The organism is Paenibacillus hamazuiensis (assembly GCF_023276405.1).
In the GTDB taxonomy this organism is placed as follows: Bacteria; Bacillota; Bacilli; order Paenibacillales; family NBRC-103111; genus Paenibacillus_AF; species Paenibacillus_AF hamazuiensis.
Map to the genome: position 1 here is coordinate 2,436,361 of NZ_JALRMO010000001.1, position 21,573 is coordinate 2,457,933.

Below are 21,573 nucleotides of genomic sequence, written 5' to 3' on the forward strand. Positions count from 1 at the left end.
GAGAGGACGTCCGGGTATGAAATGGCTGCACTCGATCCGCTTCAGGCTGACCTTGCTGTTCCTGGCAACGATTGTTTTTCCGGTAGCCCTCATTGTTATGAAGCTTCCCGATTATTACAGCTCGATCATTGCGAAGCAGGCGAAAGCCCTGACCGATAATACGCTGACGGCGCTCACTTACAATATTGAGACGTATTTGGACGATTTGGACCGCATGACGATCGCGCCGTATTTGAACAACGACGTCATGGCGGCGCTTAAACTCAAAGCAAGCCGCCAATACGCCGAGGCCAGCGCCTACTCCAAAATGCAGGCGGAAATCGCACTTGCGTATACGCTGCCCAAATTCCTGAATAACACCCGTAAAGATATTTTAGGCGTTATTTTGCTGCCCTTCGACGGCTCGGTTTACGTTACGTCTCCTTCAGGTACGACGGAGTCGACTCCGGACTTCGCGTTCTCCCGGCAGATTTGGTACCGTAAAGCCGTGGAAAGCGACGGAAACGTTGCATTCATTAGCGCGCATGTTCAGGATTACATCAGCACATCGCTGCAGCGTGAGGTTTTTTCCGTCGCGCGTCTTATCAAGGACCCCGACTCGCAGAAGCCGCTCGCGGTTATCATGGCGGATGCAGATACGATTTTGCTGGCCAAAATGATCAACGGCGTCCGTTTTGACAACCGCTCGATCGTGGCGGTCATGGACGATCATCATAATCTGCTTTATTCCAACTATCCGCTGTCTTCCGATGTTCTCGCCAAGCTGGCCGCACAAGGGGAGAAAGTGACAAGCGGGGGAGAAACCTACAGTGTCGTGAAAAAAACGATCAGCCGTTCGAATTGGAGCATCGCGGTGCTGTTTCCCGATTCGGTCATCCGCGCCCAGCTCTCGTGGATCTATTGGGTAGGGCTGCTGTTTGCCGCAGGCGGGCTGCTTATTGCGCTGCTGCTGTTTTTCACCGTATCGCACTGGATTGTTACTCCATTCAAACAAATGATTCACGTGATGAAAAAAGTGCAGCGCGGGGATCTGACGAGCCGTTATCGGGCGCGCGGACATGACGAAATCGCCCAGCTCGGGGCAAGCCTCAACACGATGATCGCTCAGCTGGAAGAGCTGATCGACCGGGAATACAAGGCCGTTCTCGGACAACGGGTGGCCGATTACCGCGCGCTTCAATCGCAAATCCAGCCCCATTTTCTGTACAATACGTTAAGCGGCTTTATCGGCCTCAACCGGACGGGGCAGAGCCAGCTGCTGGAAAAAGCCATCTTGTCGTTAAGCGGCTTGCTCCGTTACATTTTGGGACATAACGACTGGTCCCTGCTTCGGGATGAGCTCGACTTCATTGCCAAATATTGCGAGCTTCAGCGCATCCGGTTTCAAGAGAGGCTGCAGTTTCGGATCGAGCTTGAGGCCGGCCTGGAGGAGATCAAGCTGCCGAAACTGCTGCTGCAGCCGCTTGTTGAAAACGCGATCATTCACGGCATCGAACCTTTGTTCCGGCCCTGCACCTTGACGGTTGCCGCAAGCAGACGGTTCAGGAGGTTCGATCATTCAGTGGATTCATTGGAAGAGGAAGTGTTGGAGATTCAAGTTGCCGATGACGGAGCCGGATTCGATGCCGCTGCGGGCGGGGAAAGCGTAGGTCTCAGCAACGTGCGCGAGCGTTTGAAGCTGGCATACGGCCGCGGCATGTTTCGCATCGACAGCGCGATCGGCCAAGGCACGACCGCCTCGATCATCATTCCGTGGAAGGATGTGAGCCCACTGTGAATATCGTCATTGCCGATGACGAGAGCCTCATACGCGCGAGCCTTGTCAGCATGATCTCGGAAATGGGCGCCTCCTGGCACGTTGCCGGTGAGGCCGCAACCGGGGAGGAATTGGTCGCACTTGTCGCTGCCGAATTGCCGGACATCGCCATCGTGGATATCCGCATGCCGGTGATGGACGGTTTGACGGCCATTCAGCGCGGGAAGGAATGTTCGCCGCTAACCAAATGGCTTATTCTCAGCGGCTTTTCCGATTTTGAATATGCACAAAAAGCAGTGAAGCTCGGGGCATCCGAATATTTGCTCAAGCCGGTTGACCCTCGGGAGCTTGAGTCGTCATTATATCGGATTTATCAGGATCATGCGGAATCCGAACGGATGTTAAACCGCCAGTTTGAATACAACCTGTTCTCCATGATACATGAGCTGACAGCTCCTGACGTCGAGAGGGGAAGCGGCGACAGCTTGTTTTACCAAGGGCATTTTCAAGGCATGGTGTTTTATATCGACAGCTGCTGTCCGGCTTCCCGCCTGGCCGATTTGCAGCGGGAGCTCGGCTCTGTCTTGCGGGATGAGCTTGGAAAGCATTTTACGTGCGGAATGAGGGTGGCGATTGTTTCGCTGCCGGGCGGAGAGCTTTCAGTGATCGGAGCGTGGGATGCCGCCAAAAATGCCGGGCACAAAGATAGACTGGCGCACTGCTTTCAGAGCTTGATCGAAAATTTGGCGCAGTTTCAATCGAAGCAGTCGGCCGTTACCGCGTTTCTAACCGGCGAGTGCTCCGGTTTTCTGTCGCTCGTCGACGAGCTTAAGCAGCTGCAAAGCTGCGCGTCGCTCAGACCTCTTTACGGCATTCGCCGAATGTGGTCCGCGCGCGAGCTATCCTCTTTGACAGAAACGGATTTCGCCGTGCTTGGCAGGCTGCTGATACTGCTTGCGCAGCATTTTAACGACAAGCTTTACGTGAATTACCACAAGACAGTCGATGAACTGGAAGCCTTGTTGAATAAAATTCAGCTTCGGGACCATCATGTTCAAGCGATCCGCGATTTTCTCGGCGCCGCGCTTTCCGCCTCCGTCTCCAGTCCCTTGTCCCGGCAAAAGCTTGCCGGCGAGCTGCGGCAGTTCGGCGAACAAACCCTCCTTCGGATGACCGGAACGGAGCCGGGTGGGGGGGACCTGGTCGAGCGAGCCATAGCCTATATCGAAAAGCATTATATGGAAGATATCGGGATCGGCCAAATCGCCGGGGAGCTGAATGTGACCCCGAATTACTTGAGCTCGTTGTTTCATAAAAAGACCGGCTGCACCTTTGTCAAATACTTGACGCGATTGAGGATGTATAAGGCCAAGGAATTGCTCGCCGAGACGGGACTGCAGGTTCAGCAGGTTGCGGAAAAGGTCGGGTATTACAGCTCGAGGCATTTTACGAAGCTGTTCAAGGATACGAACGGCGTTTATCCGTCGGATTTTAAGAAAAACTTAGGCAATCATACCGGTTGACATTAAGCGCTCATAGTAGAGCGCTTATTTTATTGGAATTTACGAAAACCCTTACATTGGAATTTTGTTCAGAGATTGTTCAGCAGAGATATGTATAATAAATATCTATGCATTGTTACCCTTAAACAACGCCGGTTACAGGAGGTATTCGTCTTGAGGATATCTTTTTACAATCTAAAGTGTCTGAGCAGCATAAGGATTTACAAGGGAGCCGATAACCAATATTACATAGAGGTTGAGGGTTTATATAACGACGACACGAAAGCCAAAGGTTTTGTAGATCCGTGGGAAACCTTGGAAGAAGCTTTGATTTGTGCAAGGGGCATATCCAAAATGTTCGATTTAGATCTTGCTTTGATACAAGTGGAAAGTTTATCCGGACACGAAGACAGGGAGGATGGGGGAGTACCGGCGTCGCTGTCACCCGGGGCAAAGTAGATGGGTTGCGTCAATGCTCAAAGACGGAGCTAGGCTGCCGATCCATGTCGGCAGCCTGGTCTTGGTTGGAGATTGAACTATCGATTCCGTTAGTTCAATCTGTTTTTCGCTAAATTAACCTCAATGATTTTAACTCCCGATAAACTTCTTCTGCATCACAGTTGGGATTTAGCATTTGAATCATCTCCACCGTTATAGGGACGCCCTCATAAACTTTTTCAACAACATCAACTGGCAGCGCTAATTCAAAATAATCTTTCGCAAATTGCACGAAATCCTCCGGTGTTTGGTAAATCGCTCCTATCAAAAAATCTGAACCATCATTAGCTCCTCTTGGCATTTTAACTTTTCCCTGCTGCCAGCTAGAATCACTATTTTTACGCCATATACAAAAAGTCACAGCTTCTTTTTCAATTCCTTCATGTTCAAGTAGTGGCAATATTTCGATCGGAACGTTATCATAAATCCCTGGCCATACCTTATGTTCGTCTTGTGCATATGGACTTAGTATGGATTCATGATCAAATCCCTTTATGATGGTGCCTTCAGCGGAAAATAAAATAATAACATGATCACCTGCTCCATTATTTATTTTTGCCATGCAAACGCCTTTATTCCATTCTTGAACAACGCTATGATAGCGAAGCCATTCAGTCTCACAAAGAATTGTATTTAGAGCTGCTTGAACAGCCATTAGCTTTTTTAAGCTTTCCGGTTCAGGTAGTTTTTCTAATGCACTCATAACATTTCTCCCTCCATCACTCTTATCATACTGCCCGTTAGGTTAATCCGCTCTCATTATCGAATTATTCGACATTAGACTGATAATCCCTGTCCTCTTAAAAAAGTTCCGTTTATTTTTGTAAAAGGATAGGGAATAAGAGTGGCGAGACGGATTACTACCCAAGATCGCAAGGCAGTTCAAGAGGATAGACAAGCTTTATTATTAACATAATATTTATTACGTAAACAAATGAAGGTGCACGATGAATAAACAAAATTGCGAAAAATGGGCGGAACGTCAGATGCGACGGACCATCAATCGAAATAGCTAACATGCAACCTTATCCAACCTTAGTCCGTTTAGTGTTTGTATCAATCACAATTTGTGAAACAACTAACACGACACGAGGTGGACAATATGAAAAAAGTTTTTAAAATGGTCAATCTTACAGTTGCTACAGCCGTCATGTCGCTTGCTTTTGTTGGGCACAGCTTCGCCGCTTCGTCTACGGATTTCACCGACTTAACCAATGTTGCAGCAAAAGATAAAATCATCTCTCTTCAACAAAGCGGTATTATCTCAGGAGTTGCACCAGGTCTGTTCGCGCCAAATGCGCCCCTTACTGAAGCTCAAAGCGTTCAACTCTTTGTATCCACACTCGGATTGAACCTTGATGCGGTAAGATTCGAGAAAGAACTGAAAGCAACAGACTATTTCACAAATGCGGACGATAAGGCCTGGTATGCAGCCTCATTCATAACGGCCGCCGTCCACAATCTCGACTTGCCGAAATCCCTCGATCCCAACCAATCGAAAAATAAAGAAGAATTCACACATCAACTCATTCGGGCAATAGAGAGAATAGGTCATTTACCGATGATTAAGCCGGTCTTAGTCGACATGAAAGACAAAGACCAAGTGAGCGAAGAGTATTCGGGCTCCATCCAGAGAGCCCTTTCCTATGGCATTGTCAAGTTGAATGCAGACGGTACATTCAATCCGAAACAAATTATGACCCGCGAACAAGCAGCTGAAGAAATCTTCAATGCCATTCAGTATTTGAAAGCTCATTCCAACAATTCCGCGTCGGAGATCATGACTGCCTCCCAAGGAGTGAAACTCATTGCGGAGCTGCTGGGCAAAGATGGCACCGACATCCAAATAAAAATCGATCCTGATGCGAAAATGACCCGCGAGTCGTTTATTAACCTGCTCATGCAAACGCTCAAAACAAGCGGGAAACTGCCGATGATTAACATTCAACCGATTGACATCAAGGATAATGACCAAATCGACGTCGAATATTCGGGATCCGTTCAATTGGCCATCGTGTTAGGCTTCATTAATCTTTCCGACGAAGGAACAATAAATCCGAAAGGCGAATTAACACGAACTGTCGCCACCGAAATTATCGGGAAAGCTTCCGAATATCTTAAGGCTCATCAGAAGCCATCCGTTGCCGTTTCTTACGGGGAAGGGGCGCAATTGATTTCGAAAGCTCTCGATCTTGCTGGCTCAGATATTGCAATTAAAGTTGATCCAAATGCGATAATGACTCGCGAATCGTTCGTAAGCTTGCTCGTTCAAACGCTCAAGTCGAGTGGAAAGCTGCCTATGATTAAGCCGGTAGTAATCGACATCAAAGATTTGGATAAAGTGGATAGTTCGAATAAGAGTTACGTTCAATTAGCGGCTTCTTTGGGAATCGTTAAATTATCTGATGAAAACCTGTTTAAACCAAAGGATGAATTGTCCCAAACGGATGCAGCTGAAATCGTCAACAATGTAAAAGCAGTGGTAGAAAGATTCCCAAGTAGTAAGTAAAACGTAATTCTTCGAATAAATTACATGTCGAATTCTAATCATGACATCTGTCCACGAATATGTTGGGCAGATGTTTTTATTTTTAGGGTTGAAAGACAGCATAACTGTTTACAACTTTATATTTTAAGTGACTTTATGGGGAGGCTCATACACACTCAGCACCAACTTTTCAGTCATGCTCTGAGAAATAAAGTTGTCGTAATCTGGCGAATTAAATAAATTATCCATTAATTATTTCAGGTCTTAGTGCCTATCGATTTTCACGAAAGAAAAGAGTAGATTTTAGATGTAGTGCTAAAATGTAGAAATCGACAATTAAATAAACCGTACGACAATGGCAAACCAGTTGAAAAACGGGGACGCAAAGCTACAGGGGCTAAGGTGGAACAAATATTCCATGATGCCAGCCAGTTGCCGAATACGACGGAAACCTCCGTCTTATTCATATTTATTCCGATAAGATAGGAGGTTATTTGGCATTCCCAAAAAGCGTTTCCTTCGGTAGACCGAAGCATTGGGGTTTATTAATGGGGAGGAGGACTCAGTCATGATGAGAAATGATGTAAGCCTGGAGATTGCGAGTCGACATCGTTCACTGGGTTTATCAGATCAGCAGGTTCTTTACATGTACCGTGATATGATGTTAGCGCGAAAAGTCGACGAGCAGATGTGGCTTCTTCATCGGGCGGGAAAAATCCAATTTCCAGTATCGTGCCAGGGCCATGAAGCGGCACAGGTTGGAGCTGCGTATGCGCTGGATAGCAGGAAAGATTATTTGTGTCCTTATTATCGGGATATGGGGATGGCCATTGTTTTCGGAATGACAGCCAGGGAATTATTGTTGGAAGCGTTCGCAAGGGCCGGTGATCCGAATAGTGGCGGCAGGCAAATGCCCGGAAGTTACGGCAGCAGAAAATATCATAAGCTTACAACCTCCAATGTCGTCGCCCCGTACGCTGCTCGTATGGCATTAACAGGGCGTTTGCAGGGTGAAAATTTCGTTGCATTAACCGCTTTAGGAGAGGGGGCTTGCAATCAAGGTGAATTTCACGAGGTAGTCAACTTTGCAGGTATGCACAAGCTGCCGGTCATTTTCTTCTGCGAGAATAACAAAAATGCCATTTCACATCCTTATTCGAAGCAAGTGACAAGTGAAAGTATCGCCGATAGGGTGACAGGGTATGGATTTCCCGTATTCCGTGTGAACGGAAATGATCCCCTGGAAGTATACAAGGTTACGAAAAATGCGGTCGACAGAGCCAGATGCGGCGAAGGACCAACGCTAATCGAGGCAGTCCATCACCGTTTGGCTCCTCATACAAGCGAAGACGACGATCGGACTTATCATTCTTGTGAAGAAGTGGAAGAGATCAAGAAGCAAGATTCACTTATCATCTTTAAGTATTATCTGAAGGAAATCGGATTACTGGATGAACGAACTGAGAACAAAATGCTTGACCAAATCGTGAAAGAAGTCGATGAGGCCTTGGATTATGCCGAACATGCCCCAAATCCTATCCCAGAAAGCACCCTGGACCATGTTTATGCAGAATAGGAGGACGGAATATGTCCGTCATTGAAGGAAGGAGTTGAACGAATTGTCTAAATTTTGTTCTGCTGACAATGTAGAATTCCTGTGGAGAGGGGTGAATTTATGTCTATCATTCAATCGAAATCGGTACCTGCTGTAGCGCCGACCGCTTTCCCGATTCTGATCGCCATCAGTATCGTGCATTTATTGAATGACACGATGCAGTCGACCGTTTCGGCGCTTTTTCCGATTTTGAAAGAGTCGCTGCATTTGACGTATAAGCAGATCGGGCTGATCGCCTTTTGCATGAGTATGACCGCTTCGCTGCTACAACCGATGGTCGGGAAATTGGCGGATGCTCATCCCCGGCCCAGTATATTGCCTATAGGGGTCATTTTCACATTGTCCGGTATCGTTGCACTGTCCATGGCATCGAGCCTCGGCGCCATTTTGCTCGCTGTTATCGCCATCGGGATCGGATCTGCCGTATTTCACCCGGAGTCTTCCCGTGTTGCTCACATGGCCGCCGGGAACAGACGCGGACTCGCGCAATCGATATTTCAAGTAGGAGGAACGATCGGCAACTCACTTGGCCCGATTATGACGGCGGTATTATTCGTCCCTTTGGGGCAGTTTGGTGTCATCTGGTTTACAATTGCGGCATCGGCCGGCATTGTGATCCAGGTTTACGTAGCAGGCTGGTACCGTGCCAACATGACGAAGCACGCCAGTACGAAGAGCGGGGCACCCCGTGCAAACCGCACCGCAACATTGTCACGGAACCGGATCGCTTGGGCGATTGCGCTCCTTGTGCTCTTACTTTTTTCTAAGTATGTATATATTTCCAGCATAACTAGCTACTATTCGTTTTATTTGATTCATAACTTCGGTTTGTCGATTGCGCATGCGCAATTGCTTTTATTCATGTTTTTGTTCGCGTCTGCGATCGGAATGCTGCTTGGAGGACCGATTGCAGATCGATATGGCCGCCGGAACGTCATATTCCTTTCCATTTTTGGAGCTGCGCCGTTCTGTCTTCTGATGCCGTATGCAAACTTGTTCGGTTCCGGTGTGCTCGTCATCTGCGCCGGGTTCGTTCTTTCATCGGCTTTTTCAATCATTGTCGTCTATGCGCAAGAGATGCTTCCGGGTAATGTCGGTCTCATCTCCGGACTGTTTTTTGGTTTGGCGTTCGGTCTCGGCGGTCTTGGCTCAGGCGTGCTCGGCTGGGTCGCCGATGCGAGAGGTATTGAATTCGTTATGCAGCTGTGCGCCTTCCTTCCATTGCTGGGTGTGTTTGCCTTACTGCTTCCAAAGGATCGCAATGCGGCGGAGGCTTGACTTCTCCGTCAACCAATTTGTATTTCAAGAAAGGGGATTGGGCCATGATTAGACTATTTGTTTATGGCACGTTGTTAAAAGGGGAAGCTAACCATCATATTGTCGCTCCTTATCTAATAGCTGTTGAGCCGGGCGTTGTCCGAGGGACGCTGTACAATGTCGGACCGTACCCTGCGCTAATGCTGTCCGAGAGCCACGCTGATGGCGTTATCGTGGGTGAATGGATGACTGTAAGCGAAGCCGGGCTGCCGGCGTTGGATCAGTTGGAGAACTTTTATGCACCGGGGGACCCGCGAAACGAATACGAGCGCATGCGCATCGTTGATATCGACGGAAATCGTGAAGGCTGGGTATATGTATATGTAAGGCACGATCCGAGTTGCTTCCCGGAAATCGCGACCGGCTCGTGGCGAAGCGTGGAGCGGCAGCGAGGCGTATTTAAATGTGAAACGATTAGTGTACAGTAAACATAATACTCCTAACTTTATGCCATGTGATAACTCAGTCATAATGCTACTGATTTGATATCAAGTTCGTATTTCAGGGTTTCGTTGGGAACCTGAAAATACGAACTTTTTGCGTTTTATAACACGCAATTGCAAACTCTACCGAGGAGTCATACAAACAGAGCTTATTAATACTATTTCACAAAACCCGTATTTTGTACAGATGTATGAAAATCAATCATGGTTGTCACGCGGCACAAAGTTCGGAGTTTTATGTTACTGCACACAAATCATTCTTTCTTCTACTCTACCGCCTCAAGTAAGGCACTTGTTTCGCGGACGATATCTTTCGCGCGGTAACACTCCTACAGATAAAACAAAAAGCCGCTAAAATAGCGACTTCTAATGTATCATGTTCAAGTTCCGAGTTAAACGATGCAAGAATAGCTCCCGTTGCTTACTTAATAAGTATCTTTCTTTCATTCATTATTCATCAAGAAATCAACTCCAATAAATTTCCATTATATTATGACGCTTACCAAGTGCCTTTATCTGAGCAGGACGTTGCGGTATTATTTCTTCACTTTACGTTTGGGTTTCGTCAGGTCAAAACTATGTTTTACCATATCGTGAAGATCATTTCCTTCCGTGACACAAATGAGCATATAAAATTCATAACGATAAGTAATTTTCATACGTTCCTCTGGTGTTCGCTCTTTGAGAGAAGATACACTAAAAATCTCCAGATCGTATGGGTAAGAAAGCACGGGTTTATATTTAAGAGGTCTTATATTATTTTCCTGATTGAATGAATGAACGATTACACGAACCTCCTTTAAAAGTATTTGATGAATTGAAATGTCCGTAAAATATCATTAAATTTCCCGTTTTTGCCTTCAGAAAAGCTGACAAATGACCTAAAATGATCATATCATAATATTGGAACGAAACAAAACAGGTAGTGGCTAGAAGTAACATGAAATCCTAATGTGAGATCATTGCCCAAAATAAGGAAGGATAACATGCGGGTTAATAGCATAACAGCAAAAAAAATCTTAACTGAAATGCAAGGAGATTCAAGTGTTGGTTTCACACATTCATTAAATCCTTATAGTGGTTGTGCATTTGGATGTAGGTATTGCTACGTTAGAGAAATGCCTATTCAGAAGTACAGTGATACTCCATGGGGAGAATGGGTAAGCATCAAAACAAATGCGGCCGACAAATATCGGAATGAGATGGTCAATCTCCGCCGGAGAAATAAGTCCATTAATCTTTTTATGTCTACTGCAACAGATCCCTATCAACCACTGGAACGGAAGACAGAGCTAACACGCTCTATTTTAGAGGAAATGGTCAAATACCCTCCAGATTTCCTTCAGATACAAACACGGAGTCCTCTTGTAGTAAGGGATCTTAACCTATTACTTGAACTAAATCAAAAATGCGAGGTCCTTGTCTCTATGACTATAGAAACAGATCGGGAAGATATGAAACGATTGTTCGCTCCCCATGCTCCAGGTATTAAGTTACGCTTGAAGGCATTAAAAGAAATGAATAACGTAGGAATCGCTACCCAAGCTTCCATTTCGCCTGTACTTCCATTCACACCCGATTTTCCTAAAACACTGGAGTCCATCGTTGATCGGATCTACATCGACACACTTAACATTGGAGATGGAACAAGGGGGAAACGTTCTGAGCGCTTAGGCATGCCATTTTTGTTTAAAGAGAACGGGTTGTCCGGATGGTATCAAATGGATATTCATCTTAGAGTGGAAAAGTATTTTAAAAAGTTTTTTCCGGAAGAAATGATATTTATTTCTTCAGATAAGGTTTATCCCTTAAAAGGAAAAGTATTTTAATAGGCGGGTTTTATCCTACTTTTAAGGTATTAGGAAGATAAAGGAGAATGAACTTTTGAATTTTACAGCAATTGATTTTGAAACCGCAAACTTAAACCGATCGAGTGCGTGCTCTCTGGGTTTAGTTCAAGTTAGGGATGGGATTGTAACTGGTGAATATGAATGGCTAATTGATCCACAACAGCCCTTTAATCGAATGAATATGGCCATCCATGGTATTACACCTTCCACGGTTGACAAGCAACCTATATTTGGAGAACTATGGACAACCATTGAACCACTAATATCCGGAGAAATTATTATTGCACATAATGCTGTTTTTGATATAAGCGTGCTGAGGTATTGTTTAGATGCCGCTGAAAAAAGCTATCCAGAGATACAATATTTATGTACGTACAGAATTGGGAAAAAGCTGCTACAAGAGCTATCCTCCCACAAATTAAACATTATTTCTCACTATTTCGGAATTCGTCTAAATCACCATAACGCGCTCGATGATGCCCGGGCATGTGCCCAAATTATGTTAAATTTAATGGAACAGCAAAAGGAATGTGATCCGCTGCTTTTTGCGAAATCCCTGGGATTTCAAGCGGGATCACTGTATTCAGGTGGGTATACGCCTTTCAGGAAATATAAAATAAATCAAAAATAGGTAGTTGGCAATGCCAACTTCAATCCAAGGCCGATGGGCTGATTGAAATGTCCGAAATATGTCAGTTATAGTCTTGATTTCACCTTTTATTATTATAAACAATGACTTAAAATGATCATATCATCTTAACTATGAAAGGACTATTACAAATGAAACCTGACCATACCCTCAACGGAAGCACCGAACATATGACCGATGCCGCTGGCCAAGCGGTCCGCTCCTGGCTGGGCATCCCCTACGCCAGTGCAGAACGCTTCCGCCGACCCATTTTGCTGCCGTTCAACCCGGCCCTGCCGTACGACCAGAAGGGACCCGCCCCGCTGCAACCCGGCGACAATAGCTGGTTGGAGGCCGACAACGGATTCAGCGAGGACTGCCTGAACCTTAACGTCTGGGCACCCGAAGACGCTGGCGACGAACCGCTCCCCGTGGTCGTCTACATCTACGGTGGCGGCTTCGAACGCGGCGCGAACACCCAGACCACCTCGAACGCCTCAGGTCTCGCCGCGACCGGCCGCGCCATTGGGGTGTCCCTGAACTACCGGCTCGGTCCCTTCGGTTGGCTCTCCCTCTCCCAATACGGTGGAGTGTTCGCGGACGCCACCAACCTCGGCCTACAGGACATCATCACCGCACTAAGATGGGTACAGGAGAACATCGCTCGTTTCGGTGGCGACCCTCAGAACGTCACCGTCACCGGCCACAGCGCTGGGGCGTTCTCCTCGATAGCGCTCCTCGCAGCGCCGGCAGCTGACGGACTCTACCATCGCCTCGCTGCGTTCTCCGGCGGCGCCTCTCGGATCGTTCCGGCCTGGTGGGCTGAAGAACTAGCGAACAAGTTTCTCACCGAACTTGGCATCGCTGACGATCCCGAACAACTGCTCACCCTGGATGGAAAGCTCCTCTCTGAGACGCTCTTCAAGGTTGGCCCACGTGACATCGGCGACCGAAACGGCATCGACAACACGACGATTGGCATTGTGAACGATCACTCTCAGACCGGTGGTGTTCTCATCGACACACCGCTGCGAGTTCTCGAATCCGGGCGTCAGCGCGATGTTGACATTCTCTTTAGCACGGCGACGAACGAGGTAGACTGGTGGGTTATTAACGATACCAAGCAGTTCGACCCGGGCAGCATCGACAACCTTGTTGACGAACTGGTAACGAAGTCTCGGATCCCTCGAAGCCGTGCTCGGGATATCGTCGCCGCCTACGACGTCAACGGACGTACTCCGGTCGAAGTACGCGGGGCGCTCTTGACCGACTACATCTATACCCTGCCCGCCGCCCGTGCGGCACTCGCCCACGCCGCTGCAGGCGGCAACGCTCACCTGCTCTCCGTTGGCCCTGTCGAGGGTGCACCAGCGGTACACGGCACGGAGATGTACGGCATCGTTGGCCAGCAACGCCCCCGACATAGCGACGAACAAGCGATCCGGGACACCTTCGTCCGCGACGCCCTCATCGACTTTGCCGCAGGGAAACACGAACGGCTTTGGAATTCCGTAACCACGGAACCTATCACACATGGGATTGGCAACCCACCATTCGACCCCACCGCCCATGCGGCCGAAGTCCTGCGCATCTTCGCGGGCATTGAACGGCCCTGAACTGCCCCTTACGCGCACGGGGTCGCGCACCGATCCAACTCTCACGTGCTGCCCCGGCCCCGCTTGATCGGTTAAGGATGTTTGTTCTTGTCCATTTCGGTAAAGGATATATATTCTTATCCTTCGATTTGGACAGGAATATATATCTATAAATAAAAAAAACGCGATTTACGCGGATTCTAATGACTACATATTCTTGTCTTTTGACATCTACACATCTTAGTTCAAACCGACCAGTCCTCCCAGTAGTCAGCAGTCAGTAGATGTATTGGAATAGCGTTATTAGGGTATAAAATTAAAGCATTTGATGTGCGTACAACCGAAATGGAGAAATCTTTATACGGGTATTACAAGGGTTAGATGTGTTATTGGTTGAATGATGGATTCATTCGGCACTTGGTAGCCCCCCACCATAGAAAAAAACCTTGAAAGGCACGAAGCCAATCAAGGGAAATTAAGTAATGTCTTCAATAATTATTTAATTAACCAAAAAACCAAGCCTCAGAACTTTTTTCATCTATTATTACAAATATTGGTCCCTCCAGCATTCCTCCATTTGTAGGTCTTACTTCAAAGGCAGCAGACCAGTGATATGGATTACGAGGAGACCTGTTAATGCTAATAAAATGTAATGTATAATGCTCTGAAGTATGGTTGCTTATGAATTTCAAAGCAATTTCTTTAGCCTCGATTTCTGTCATCTAATTCTTCCATATTGCAATTGCAAAAGATATAGCTTAACAATATCATTATCATTCTATAACACACTCGACTTTGCGCCCCGAACATCTCTACAAAATAGGCTTCACTGGTTAAGTGATTCTGTAACTGGTCAAGACTCCTGAATAAATATGTCTCTCAGCAATGAAGTAAATCCATTTCCAGGTTGAATCTTACGATCTTACGGTTTACCGTCTGGATCACTTTAGAGAGCGATAATAATACCCGTTCCACCACTCTGCCCGATAATTCAATCAGAATGCCTTGTGCTAGGTAACCTCCTTCCCTTCAAAGTGATCTCGGGAATGGGGTAATGTTCTTGTCAAAATCGGGAATGGGATAAAGTTCTTGTCATTGAAATTTGACAAGAACCTTATCCCATAAATAAAAAAATCCGCGGTTTACGTGACATTTAATGAGATAATGTTCTTGTCACCCGACACTTGGACATTATATATTGTTACACACTATATATGTGTTTTTTATGGATCAAAAAAAAATAAGTCCATCCGATTTTCATTTACAAAAAGAAGAACAACCCCATGTAAGAATGAAATCGTCTACATGGGGTTGTTCTTCTTTTGTGTACGTCGGAGGAAACAACTACACAATTTTGTGCGTTGAATTAATAAATCTTCATTTATTTTCTTTTTTCATGTAATGCTGCTAAGTTGTAACTTGTTCTGGCCTAGCAAATGATCTAAGTGTTATTCTGAATCTGCTCCCGTTTTCGTCGGTGTGTTCTAACTCCAGTTGCCCACCCATCATCTCGGCCAGATGCCTCGCGATGGAGAGTCCGAGCCCCGAGCCGCCTTGGTTGCGATTACGCGACGATTCTACTCGATAAAACCGTTCAAAAATGAGATCTCTCTGGTGAGCACGAATGCCTATGCCCGTGTCCTTCACACGTACTACCAAGTTCTCGGCCTCCGAAGTTAAAAGAATGTTGACGTCACCGCCCTGTCGGTTGTAGCGAACTGCATTCTCGATCACATTATGAAAAACATGGAACCATAGATGTCGACTGCCGACCACGTTGTCCGTAGGTTGTTGCAAAAGGACTTCCAGCCGTATAGAAACCCCAAGCGTTCGTGAGATCGGTTTAATTTCCACTATGATATCATGCAGCAACTGCCGCAAATCGAAAGTCTCGTCATCTCCCGGGGCATATCTGCCGTCGGACAAAAGAAGCAAGTCCTCAACAAGCGATTCCAGACGGCTTAACATGCGATCCGCAGCAAGTCGGAAGTCTTCCCTATCTGCAGGATCATCCGGAGATAGAACAAGCACATCCAGCTGCGTTCTCAGTATGGCCAACGGAGTGCGCAACTCGTGCGACGCATCGCTAATGAATCGGCTCTGTTGACGGAATGCAGCCTCTAACCGATCCAGCATGGAGTTGAATGACAGGCCGAGGTCGCGCAGTTCTTCTTCCCATTCTTCCAAACGTAACCGGGTATGAAGGGTGCGGCTATCGATTCCGGCAACTGCTTCGCTCATTTCGCGAACAGGTCTTAAAGCAAGCCCTGAGACCCAATACGAGCTAACCATCCCCGCAATTACAGTGAAAGCAAAGCTGAACAGCATGTTCGACAAGATCGGGGTGGAGTGAGAAAAGATAGCAAGCAAGCCGGCAAAAATCAAACATAGCATCATAAGAACGGAGGTGGTGTAGAGCGCTAATCGAGTACGCAAAGAGAGGCGGTATCTCTTCATTCGAAGCACACCGCCTCTACATGAGCCCCCGAATGCAGACGATATCCCTCACCTTGAACCGTTATTATATAGGGTTCCGTATGATCGGCAAGTATTCCGGTGGCAAGCTTCCGGCGTAATGAATTTATATGAACACGTACGGTCGTAGTAAACGGGTCAGCATGGGCATCCCAGATGTGCTCAAGTAAAGTTTCCGCTGATATCGTTGCCTCTGCGTTCAATAACATATATTCCAAGATCGCAAATTCCTTGCGGGTCAGCGGCAAGTACCTCCCCGCTTGCATGACAGTTCGAGCAGCCGAGTCCAGTAACAGATCCCGATAAGCAAGGCGAGAAACCTTAAGTGGAGTTTCCCGCCGTAGTTGCACGCGAATCCGGGCCAGCAACTCATGGTAATGAAAGGGCTTTCTGATATAATCGTCTGCCCCTACGTCAAGCCCATTGATAATGTTATGCGACCCGTGACGAGCAGTTAACATGACGATAGAAAGACGGGGTTGTGATTGTCGGAGTCTCTTGCAGACCTCGACGCCATCCATAACAGGAAGATTAAGATCCAGCAGCACAAGATTGTAGCGATTCGCTTCCGCCATCTCCCACCCTGCCGCGCCATCCTCTGCGATATCCACTGCATACCCTTCCCGACGCAAGCCCTTGGCCAGCGCATGCGCCATATCCACTTCATCCTCTACCAGCAAAATCCGTATCATCCCCACCCCCCTTGTCGAGCAATTTGAATGTTATTTCTATTTTAGCATGCTGGATGACTTCTTAACAGGGATGCTACAGGTCGCTGTACGAAGCTTGCGGAATCCGTACCAGGTTCCTCCCCCCCAGACAAGCGTCACCACCACGCCAGCGAGGACAAGATGCTCCCGGAGTATTACGCCCATTGCCGAACCCCCAAGCAAGCTGAGTCCCAAAGTTAGGGTAAATGGCAAGTGGCACGGACATATGAGAAATGAAACTGCAACCCAGAAAATACCTTTGCGCTTCTGCTGCACTACTTGACGCTCCATTGTAAATAACTCCCTTCATGTGTACTATACAACTCCGTTGTTAAATTGATGTTAATTGCCTTCTTAAATTCACAACGAGCTTCTTGTTCTATAGGTTGAATAGAATTGCCAAAGCTCTCTGGCAACATGTCCGGTAGATCTTTGATTGAATTCACTAGTCTAGAGCATGTCCTTTATGACCTTTTCTTGCGAACGAAATAAATAATTCCTGCAACCAGCACAATCACAGCACCTACGCAATAAATAATGGGGTTCATGTTGTCGCCTCCTTCTTCGATCCGGATAGTTTCATTGTACGATAGGAGATGTTAAATCTTCGTTAAGTCCATGTTGTGACGGCGGCGGAAATTGAAATGATACAGAGCGAGGAGGCAGATTGCAAGCATTTGTTGCCTTTTCTGAAGTAAATGAATGAATAAACTGGTTTTTTGTACATATGTATGTGAATCCCGTTAAATCCTTATTGCCATTGACTTCTCATATATTGTCGGACGACAAGAACATATATCCTTAAAAGACAAGAACTTATATCCTTATCTGATCAACCCACAAATATCGACAATTAAATAACCGACAATTGGCGGTTATCATCTTTAAAACCTTAGGAATCTGGGTATCTGAATCATTCTTAATTTCCAACTCCGTCTGATACCATCTGATTAAGGTATCACTCATATTGAGTACGTTCTTTTTGTCTACAGCAATATAACAAAGTCCTGCTTTATCTGGTAAATAGCGGTAGCTGGTTGAAAGGTACTCGACCCTTCCATATAACGCAGGACAGAGAAAACTCTCCAGATGTTGCTTCAATTTGCTCCAGGCCATTTCATCCTCCTATGTTTATATTATAAAATACCTATTGAGGCACTCGTTCTATTATCCATATTACAATAACCAGCACATCGATCAAAAAGCAAACTTAAACCCAATCCTCCCTCCTCTATGTTCGAGATCGTAATGGATTCTCGATCCTAGCGCGGCAGTCCTTCCTCCATCAAATATCCGTTTAATTCCACATTGACATCGAACTATCCCGGCATTCGGTTCAAATGCTTAATTAAAGGAAACTGATCGCAATAAGCTTTTAAGCGTAATTCTTCGTCACTACGATGTTATGTAATCTTCGTCGGGAATGGGATAAAGTTCTTGTCATTGAATTTTGACAAGAACTTTATCCCATAAAACCAAAAAGCCGCGATTTACGCGGTATTTAATGAGATAATGTTCTTGTCACCCGACATGGGCCGCAGAAGTTATTAATGATACACCGCCGGAATAATCGGCATCGGCCTCTCGCTTACGCCAAGCGTCAGCAATTGTCCGCCGGTTTTGACTACACTCAGAGCTGATTGGAGCAATGGGATTGCCGGCTTTTGTATTAATTCATCTGAATTATGTCATATGGCTGATTAGGCTTGAGAAGCTTTACAAGGAACCTGACCTCATTGCATAGGCTTACATGCGACAGTTGACAAGACTGGGAAGGATAATCTCCCCAGCCCGCGATACCTCATTCCTTTATCTATCAAGCGCTATGTGGTTTATTACATTCTATGCAATACCGAATTGTACGCCCAACTCTCGAAGCCAGCGGCGATAGGAGATGGACATCTGGTCAGAAGGATGATTCAACTCAGCTTGCAAATCCAAAGGCAATTCTTCAGGTTTCTGATTTTCTAGGATGGCCACGTCCTGTCCGAAGACTAAGGCATTATTTTCAAGGAATGCCCGGTCGGTAGCTTCATCCTTGCTGAAATCCCTGGAGGTTACCATATGAACCAGGGTCAAATTCGGTTTAATCGGAACGGTATTAATCAGAATGGCAACTACATCCCCCGAGTCCGCATTTGTCTTCCGAAGTTTTGCTGTAGTAGGACGTAATGCAGATTTTACATAGATACTTGTTGCCTCTCCTCCCCACTGTGCATTTGCTTGATAAATTTTTACTTCTTCAGTTTCAAGGCCATGCTCGGTTTCATTTACCTTGTATGCCGGAATTTCTGAAAACTCTTTTTCTCCCAAAATACCGTTGTGGACCCACATCAGATGAGCGAAATCGAGAAAATTCTCGATGATTCTAGGAGCGGCAGCTTGTACCGTGTATGGTCCACTTACGGTGGAACGGAAGTTGGAGTCATCATACTCATGAAACATAGGGAAAGATGAAGGTTCGCCAATATTAACCCAAATTAATCCGTAATCTTCCCGGCATGAATAGGGTAAAGCTTTTGCCCGATCGGGTATTTTTTTATCTTTTGACTGTGAGGGTATGCATACACATTTACCTTCCGAATCATAGGACCAGCCGTGATAGGGACATACTATCGTGTCATTTTCTACCGTTCCGAGCGATAATGCCGATCCTCTGTGAACACATAAATCCTTGAATGCATGGACACCATTCTTCGTACGGAATAAAACGATCAGTTCCCCCATGATGTTAACCTGAACCGGTTTATCTTTTAAATCATCCGCTTTGTATACCCCATGCCATTCATGAGTCAATACCGGGTCACGAACTATTTCGATTGACATTTTCATTCCCCCTACATTTGTTTGTTTTCGCTTTGTCCTACTTTAGTTTACCAGGGAAAAATTCTGTGGTATAAGCTTTCGTCACAACAGGCATCGTTTTCAAAACGCCGATATCCGTAAGTTGTTTGGCCAACGTTTCCCATCTTTCCGGCGCTAAATAGCCAATGCCATGCGTGGCTGCGTCACCTTCATAAATAAAAGGCTGCATAACGGTAGATGTATAGTCCATTTCGCCAACGCTAAAATTTGAATTTTTTTCATCAGCCTTACCTTCCGCATCCGCATCATGATCCGGTTATATACCAGCGGCTTTCCTCCGAACCGCCCCGGAAAGGGGAGATCGGACCGATCGACCGCCACCAGTTACTTCCCAGCTCGAAGTATTCGACCTGTGCTGCGTCCGGGGCACCCGCATCCCTTTGTCCTTGAGCCAATAATCGAACCAATGCACCTGCTTGAGATGGATGTTCCCGTCGGCGCCCCGACCGTGATCGATGCTGCCGACCCGGCACCCCCACGGTATATGATCCCACGGCCCGATCAGTAACCGGTGAACCGTCTGGGCTCGCCGCAGCGCATCGAACGTTTCAGACGTGCCCATCAGGAACGGGTCGTACCAGCCGCCGATGTGCAGCTCCGGAACAGGATTATCCGCAAGCTTCGGAAGCCAATTGCGCTTTTCCTAATATTGGTCGTACTCCGGATGCTCGCACCATTCTTGGTAAGCCGGAAAATATCGGGCCAATACCGTATGTCTGTCGCTGACCGGCATATGTAAGAGCAGATCGTCGGGGGCCTTTCGACTTACAAGCGTACAAGATTCTTCCGTCTCGGGTCGCCGCCCTGCTTCCTCGCCGTATCCCTGGCCAGCTGGTAAGCCTAGGGCAAATGCTCCCATATCGCAAACCGGCCCTGTGGGTAAATCATGCCGCGGTACAGATCGGCACCGCACATCCCGGGAGCGATCCCGCCAGGTGAGGCGGATTTTCGGAGGCTGCCGCCCACTGGGTGAAGCCCTGATAGGAGAAGCCGTACATGCCGGCGCGTCCGCTGCTGTACGGAAGGCCCGCCGCCCACTCGATCGTGTCGTATTCATCTTCCAATTCCCGCACGAACGGTTCGAACTTCCCTCCGACGCCCCTCTGCCGTGAACGTCCTGAATGACGAAGACGTAACCCCGCTGCACATACCAGATGGGATGCGCATAAGTGACCGTTGAGGCGATCTTTTTGCCGTAAGGCTGCCGCATCAGCAGAACGGGATATATCCCGTTTTCGTCCGGACGGTAAATATCGGCGTAGTGTACAGTACCGTCGCGCATGGCGCAAGGCCCGGTCACATTCAAGGATAACTCCGGCAAATCGCTCGGCAGCCATCACTATCACCCTCTCGCATTTTTTTTCACTGCACGTTTTTCGTTATCACATCGACATGGCCGCCGCCCCAAATCCCGACGACCAGCTTTTCACCTTTGTATGGCTTATCTTTCGCCGCTTCCTGTTTCGGGCCTCAGCCGGAGCGCCGGAATTGGCCACCGGCTGGCTGGAGCCGCCGCCGCAAGCAGCCATGAACGCCATTAGAAAGCGATCAGTGAAAACCCTAAGACCCGAATAAGCTTCCCCTTCATTTCTGAATCATCCTTAATTGTGTTGTCAACTTTCCTCCAAATCATATAACCGATCCGAAATGATGTAAACTAAGATAACATGTAATTGGATTATAAAACAAATGCGAATCGTTTTCATTGGTTTACAATCTAAAAAATACCCGAATATGTCACGTTGTTTACTGTTGTGTGTTATATTTATACGATAATAATCGAGATCCGATTTTTATGAGATGGGGGGGATCGCCATGAACTTGACCGTAG

At 46.9% G+C, this 21,573-nt stretch carries 16 protein-coding genes, 3 pseudogenes and 1 riboswitch; of the genes and pseudogenes, 10 read left to right on the forward strand and 9 right to left on the reverse strand.

Annotation, left to right across the window (positions count from 1 at the left end; translation table 11 throughout):
* Positions 1-16 precede the first annotated feature (16 nt).
* From MYS68_RS10750 to MYS68_RS10760, 3 genes are all read left to right on the forward strand, one after another.
* Positions 17-1,777, forward strand: coding sequence for a cache domain-containing sensor histidine kinase (locus MYS68_RS10750; RefSeq protein WP_248925841.1), 1,761 nt, complete (start codon positions 17-19; stop codon positions 1,775-1,777).
* Positions 1,774-3,279, forward strand: coding sequence for a response regulator transcription factor (locus tag MYS68_RS38820; protein ID WP_248925842.1), 1,506 nt, complete (start codon positions 1,774-1,776; stop codon positions 3,277-3,279). The genes MYS68_RS10750 and MYS68_RS38820 overlap by 4 nt, the downstream gene beginning before the upstream one ends.
* Before the next feature lie 153 nt (positions 3,280-3,432).
* Positions 3,433-3,717 (forward strand): hypothetical protein, encoded by a 285-nt coding sequence (locus MYS68_RS10760; RefSeq protein WP_248925843.1) that lies wholly within the window; start codon positions 3,433-3,435, stop codon positions 3,715-3,717.
* A gap of 109 nt (positions 3,718-3,826) precedes the next feature.
* Here MYS68_RS10760 and MYS68_RS10765 read toward each other — a convergent pair whose 3' ends face one another.
* Entirely contained in the window at positions 3,827-4,459 is a 633-nt protein-coding gene (locus MYS68_RS10765) for a hypothetical protein (RefSeq protein ID WP_248925844.1), read from the reverse strand.
* A gap of 399 nt (positions 4,460-4,858) precedes the next feature.
* Between MYS68_RS10765 and MYS68_RS10770 the strand changes: the two genes are divergently transcribed.
* The 7 genes from MYS68_RS10770 (at position 4,859) to MYS68_RS10800 (ending at position 13,713) form a co-directional block, all read left to right on the forward strand.
* Positions 4,859-6,265: an S-layer homology domain-containing protein gene (locus tag MYS68_RS10770; protein ID WP_248925845.1), complete on the forward strand. Its 1,407-nt coding sequence runs from the start codon at positions 4,859-4,861 to the stop codon at positions 6,263-6,265.
* 326 nt (positions 6,266-6,591) lie between these two features.
* A riboswitch (cyclic di-GMP riboswitch) is annotated at positions 6,592-6,684 on the forward strand.
* 131 nt (positions 6,685-6,815) lie between these two features.
* A complete protein-coding gene (locus tag MYS68_RS10775) occupies positions 6,816-7,820 on the forward strand; it encodes a thiamine pyrophosphate-dependent dehydrogenase E1 component subunit alpha (protein ID WP_248930873.1) in 1,005 nt (334 codons plus the stop codon).
* 99 nt (positions 7,821-7,919) lie between these two features.
* A complete protein-coding gene (locus MYS68_RS10780; RefSeq protein WP_248925846.1) occupies positions 7,920-9,137 on the forward strand; it encodes an MFS transporter in 1,218 nt (405 codons plus the stop codon).
* 44 nt (positions 9,138-9,181) lie between these two features.
* On the forward strand, positions 9,182-9,604 hold the full coding sequence (locus tag MYS68_RS10785) for a gamma-glutamylcyclotransferase family protein (protein WP_248925847.1): 423 nt from the start codon (positions 9,182-9,184) through the stop codon (positions 9,602-9,604).
* 1,001 nt (positions 9,605-10,605) lie between these two features.
* Entirely contained in the window at positions 10,606-11,448 is an 843-nt protein-coding gene (locus MYS68_RS10790) for an SPL family radical SAM protein (protein WP_248925848.1), read from the forward strand.
* Positions 11,449-11,503: 55 nt separating this feature from the next.
* Positions 11,504-12,100 carry a 3'-5' exonuclease gene (locus MYS68_RS10795; protein ID WP_248925849.1) on the forward strand — a complete coding sequence of 199 codons (597 nt, stop codon included), beginning with the start codon at positions 11,504-11,506 and terminating at the stop codon, positions 12,098-12,100.
* Positions 12,101-12,249: 149 nt separating this feature from the next.
* On the forward strand, positions 12,250-13,713 hold the full coding sequence (locus MYS68_RS10800) for a carboxylesterase family protein (RefSeq protein WP_248925850.1): 1,464 nt from the start codon (positions 12,250-12,252) through the stop codon (positions 13,711-13,713).
* Between the two features lie 482 nt (positions 13,714-14,195).
* Here MYS68_RS10800 and MYS68_RS10805 read toward each other — a convergent pair whose 3' ends face one another.
* From MYS68_RS10805 to MYS68_RS39070, 8 genes and pseudogenes are all read right to left on the reverse strand, one after another.
* Positions 14,196-14,414 (reverse strand): hypothetical protein, encoded by a 219-nt coding sequence (locus tag MYS68_RS10805; protein ID WP_248925851.1) that lies wholly within the window; start codon positions 14,412-14,414, stop codon positions 14,196-14,198.
* A gap of 685 nt (positions 14,415-15,099) precedes the next feature.
* Positions 15,100-16,149, reverse strand: a complete 1,050-nt coding sequence (locus MYS68_RS10810; protein ID WP_248925852.1) for a sensor histidine kinase — start codon at positions 16,147-16,149, stop codon at positions 15,100-15,102.
* Positions 16,146-16,859: a response regulator transcription factor gene (locus MYS68_RS10815; protein WP_248925853.1), complete on the reverse strand. Its 714-nt coding sequence runs from the start codon at positions 16,857-16,859 to the stop codon at positions 16,146-16,148. The genes MYS68_RS10810 and MYS68_RS10815 overlap by 4 nt, the downstream gene beginning before the upstream one ends.
* Before the next feature lie 36 nt (positions 16,860-16,895).
* Positions 16,896-17,168 (reverse strand): hypothetical protein, encoded by a 273-nt coding sequence (locus tag MYS68_RS39065; RefSeq protein WP_420852109.1) that lies wholly within the window; start codon positions 17,166-17,168, stop codon positions 16,896-16,898.
* Between the two features lie 603 nt (positions 17,169-17,771).
* Positions 17,772-17,993 (reverse strand): annotated as a pseudogene (locus tag MYS68_RS10820) (SF0329 family protein); the annotation flags it as partial.
* A 726-nt stretch (positions 17,994-18,719) separates the two neighbouring features.
* The gene (locus MYS68_RS10825) at positions 18,720-19,703 is read right to left on the reverse strand and encodes an aromatic ring-hydroxylating oxygenase subunit alpha (protein WP_248925854.1); all 984 of its coding nucleotides are present in this window, start codon (positions 19,701-19,703) and stop codon (positions 18,720-18,722) included.
* A gap of 295 nt (positions 19,704-19,998) precedes the next feature.
* Positions 19,999-20,370: pseudogene (locus MYS68_RS10830) on the reverse strand (CocE/NonD family hydrolase); the annotation flags it as partial.
* Positions 20,371-20,626: 256 nt separating this feature from the next.
* Positions 20,627-21,024, reverse strand: a pseudogene (locus MYS68_RS39070) (CocE/NonD family hydrolase).
* Positions 21,025-21,573: the final 549 nt, after the last annotated feature.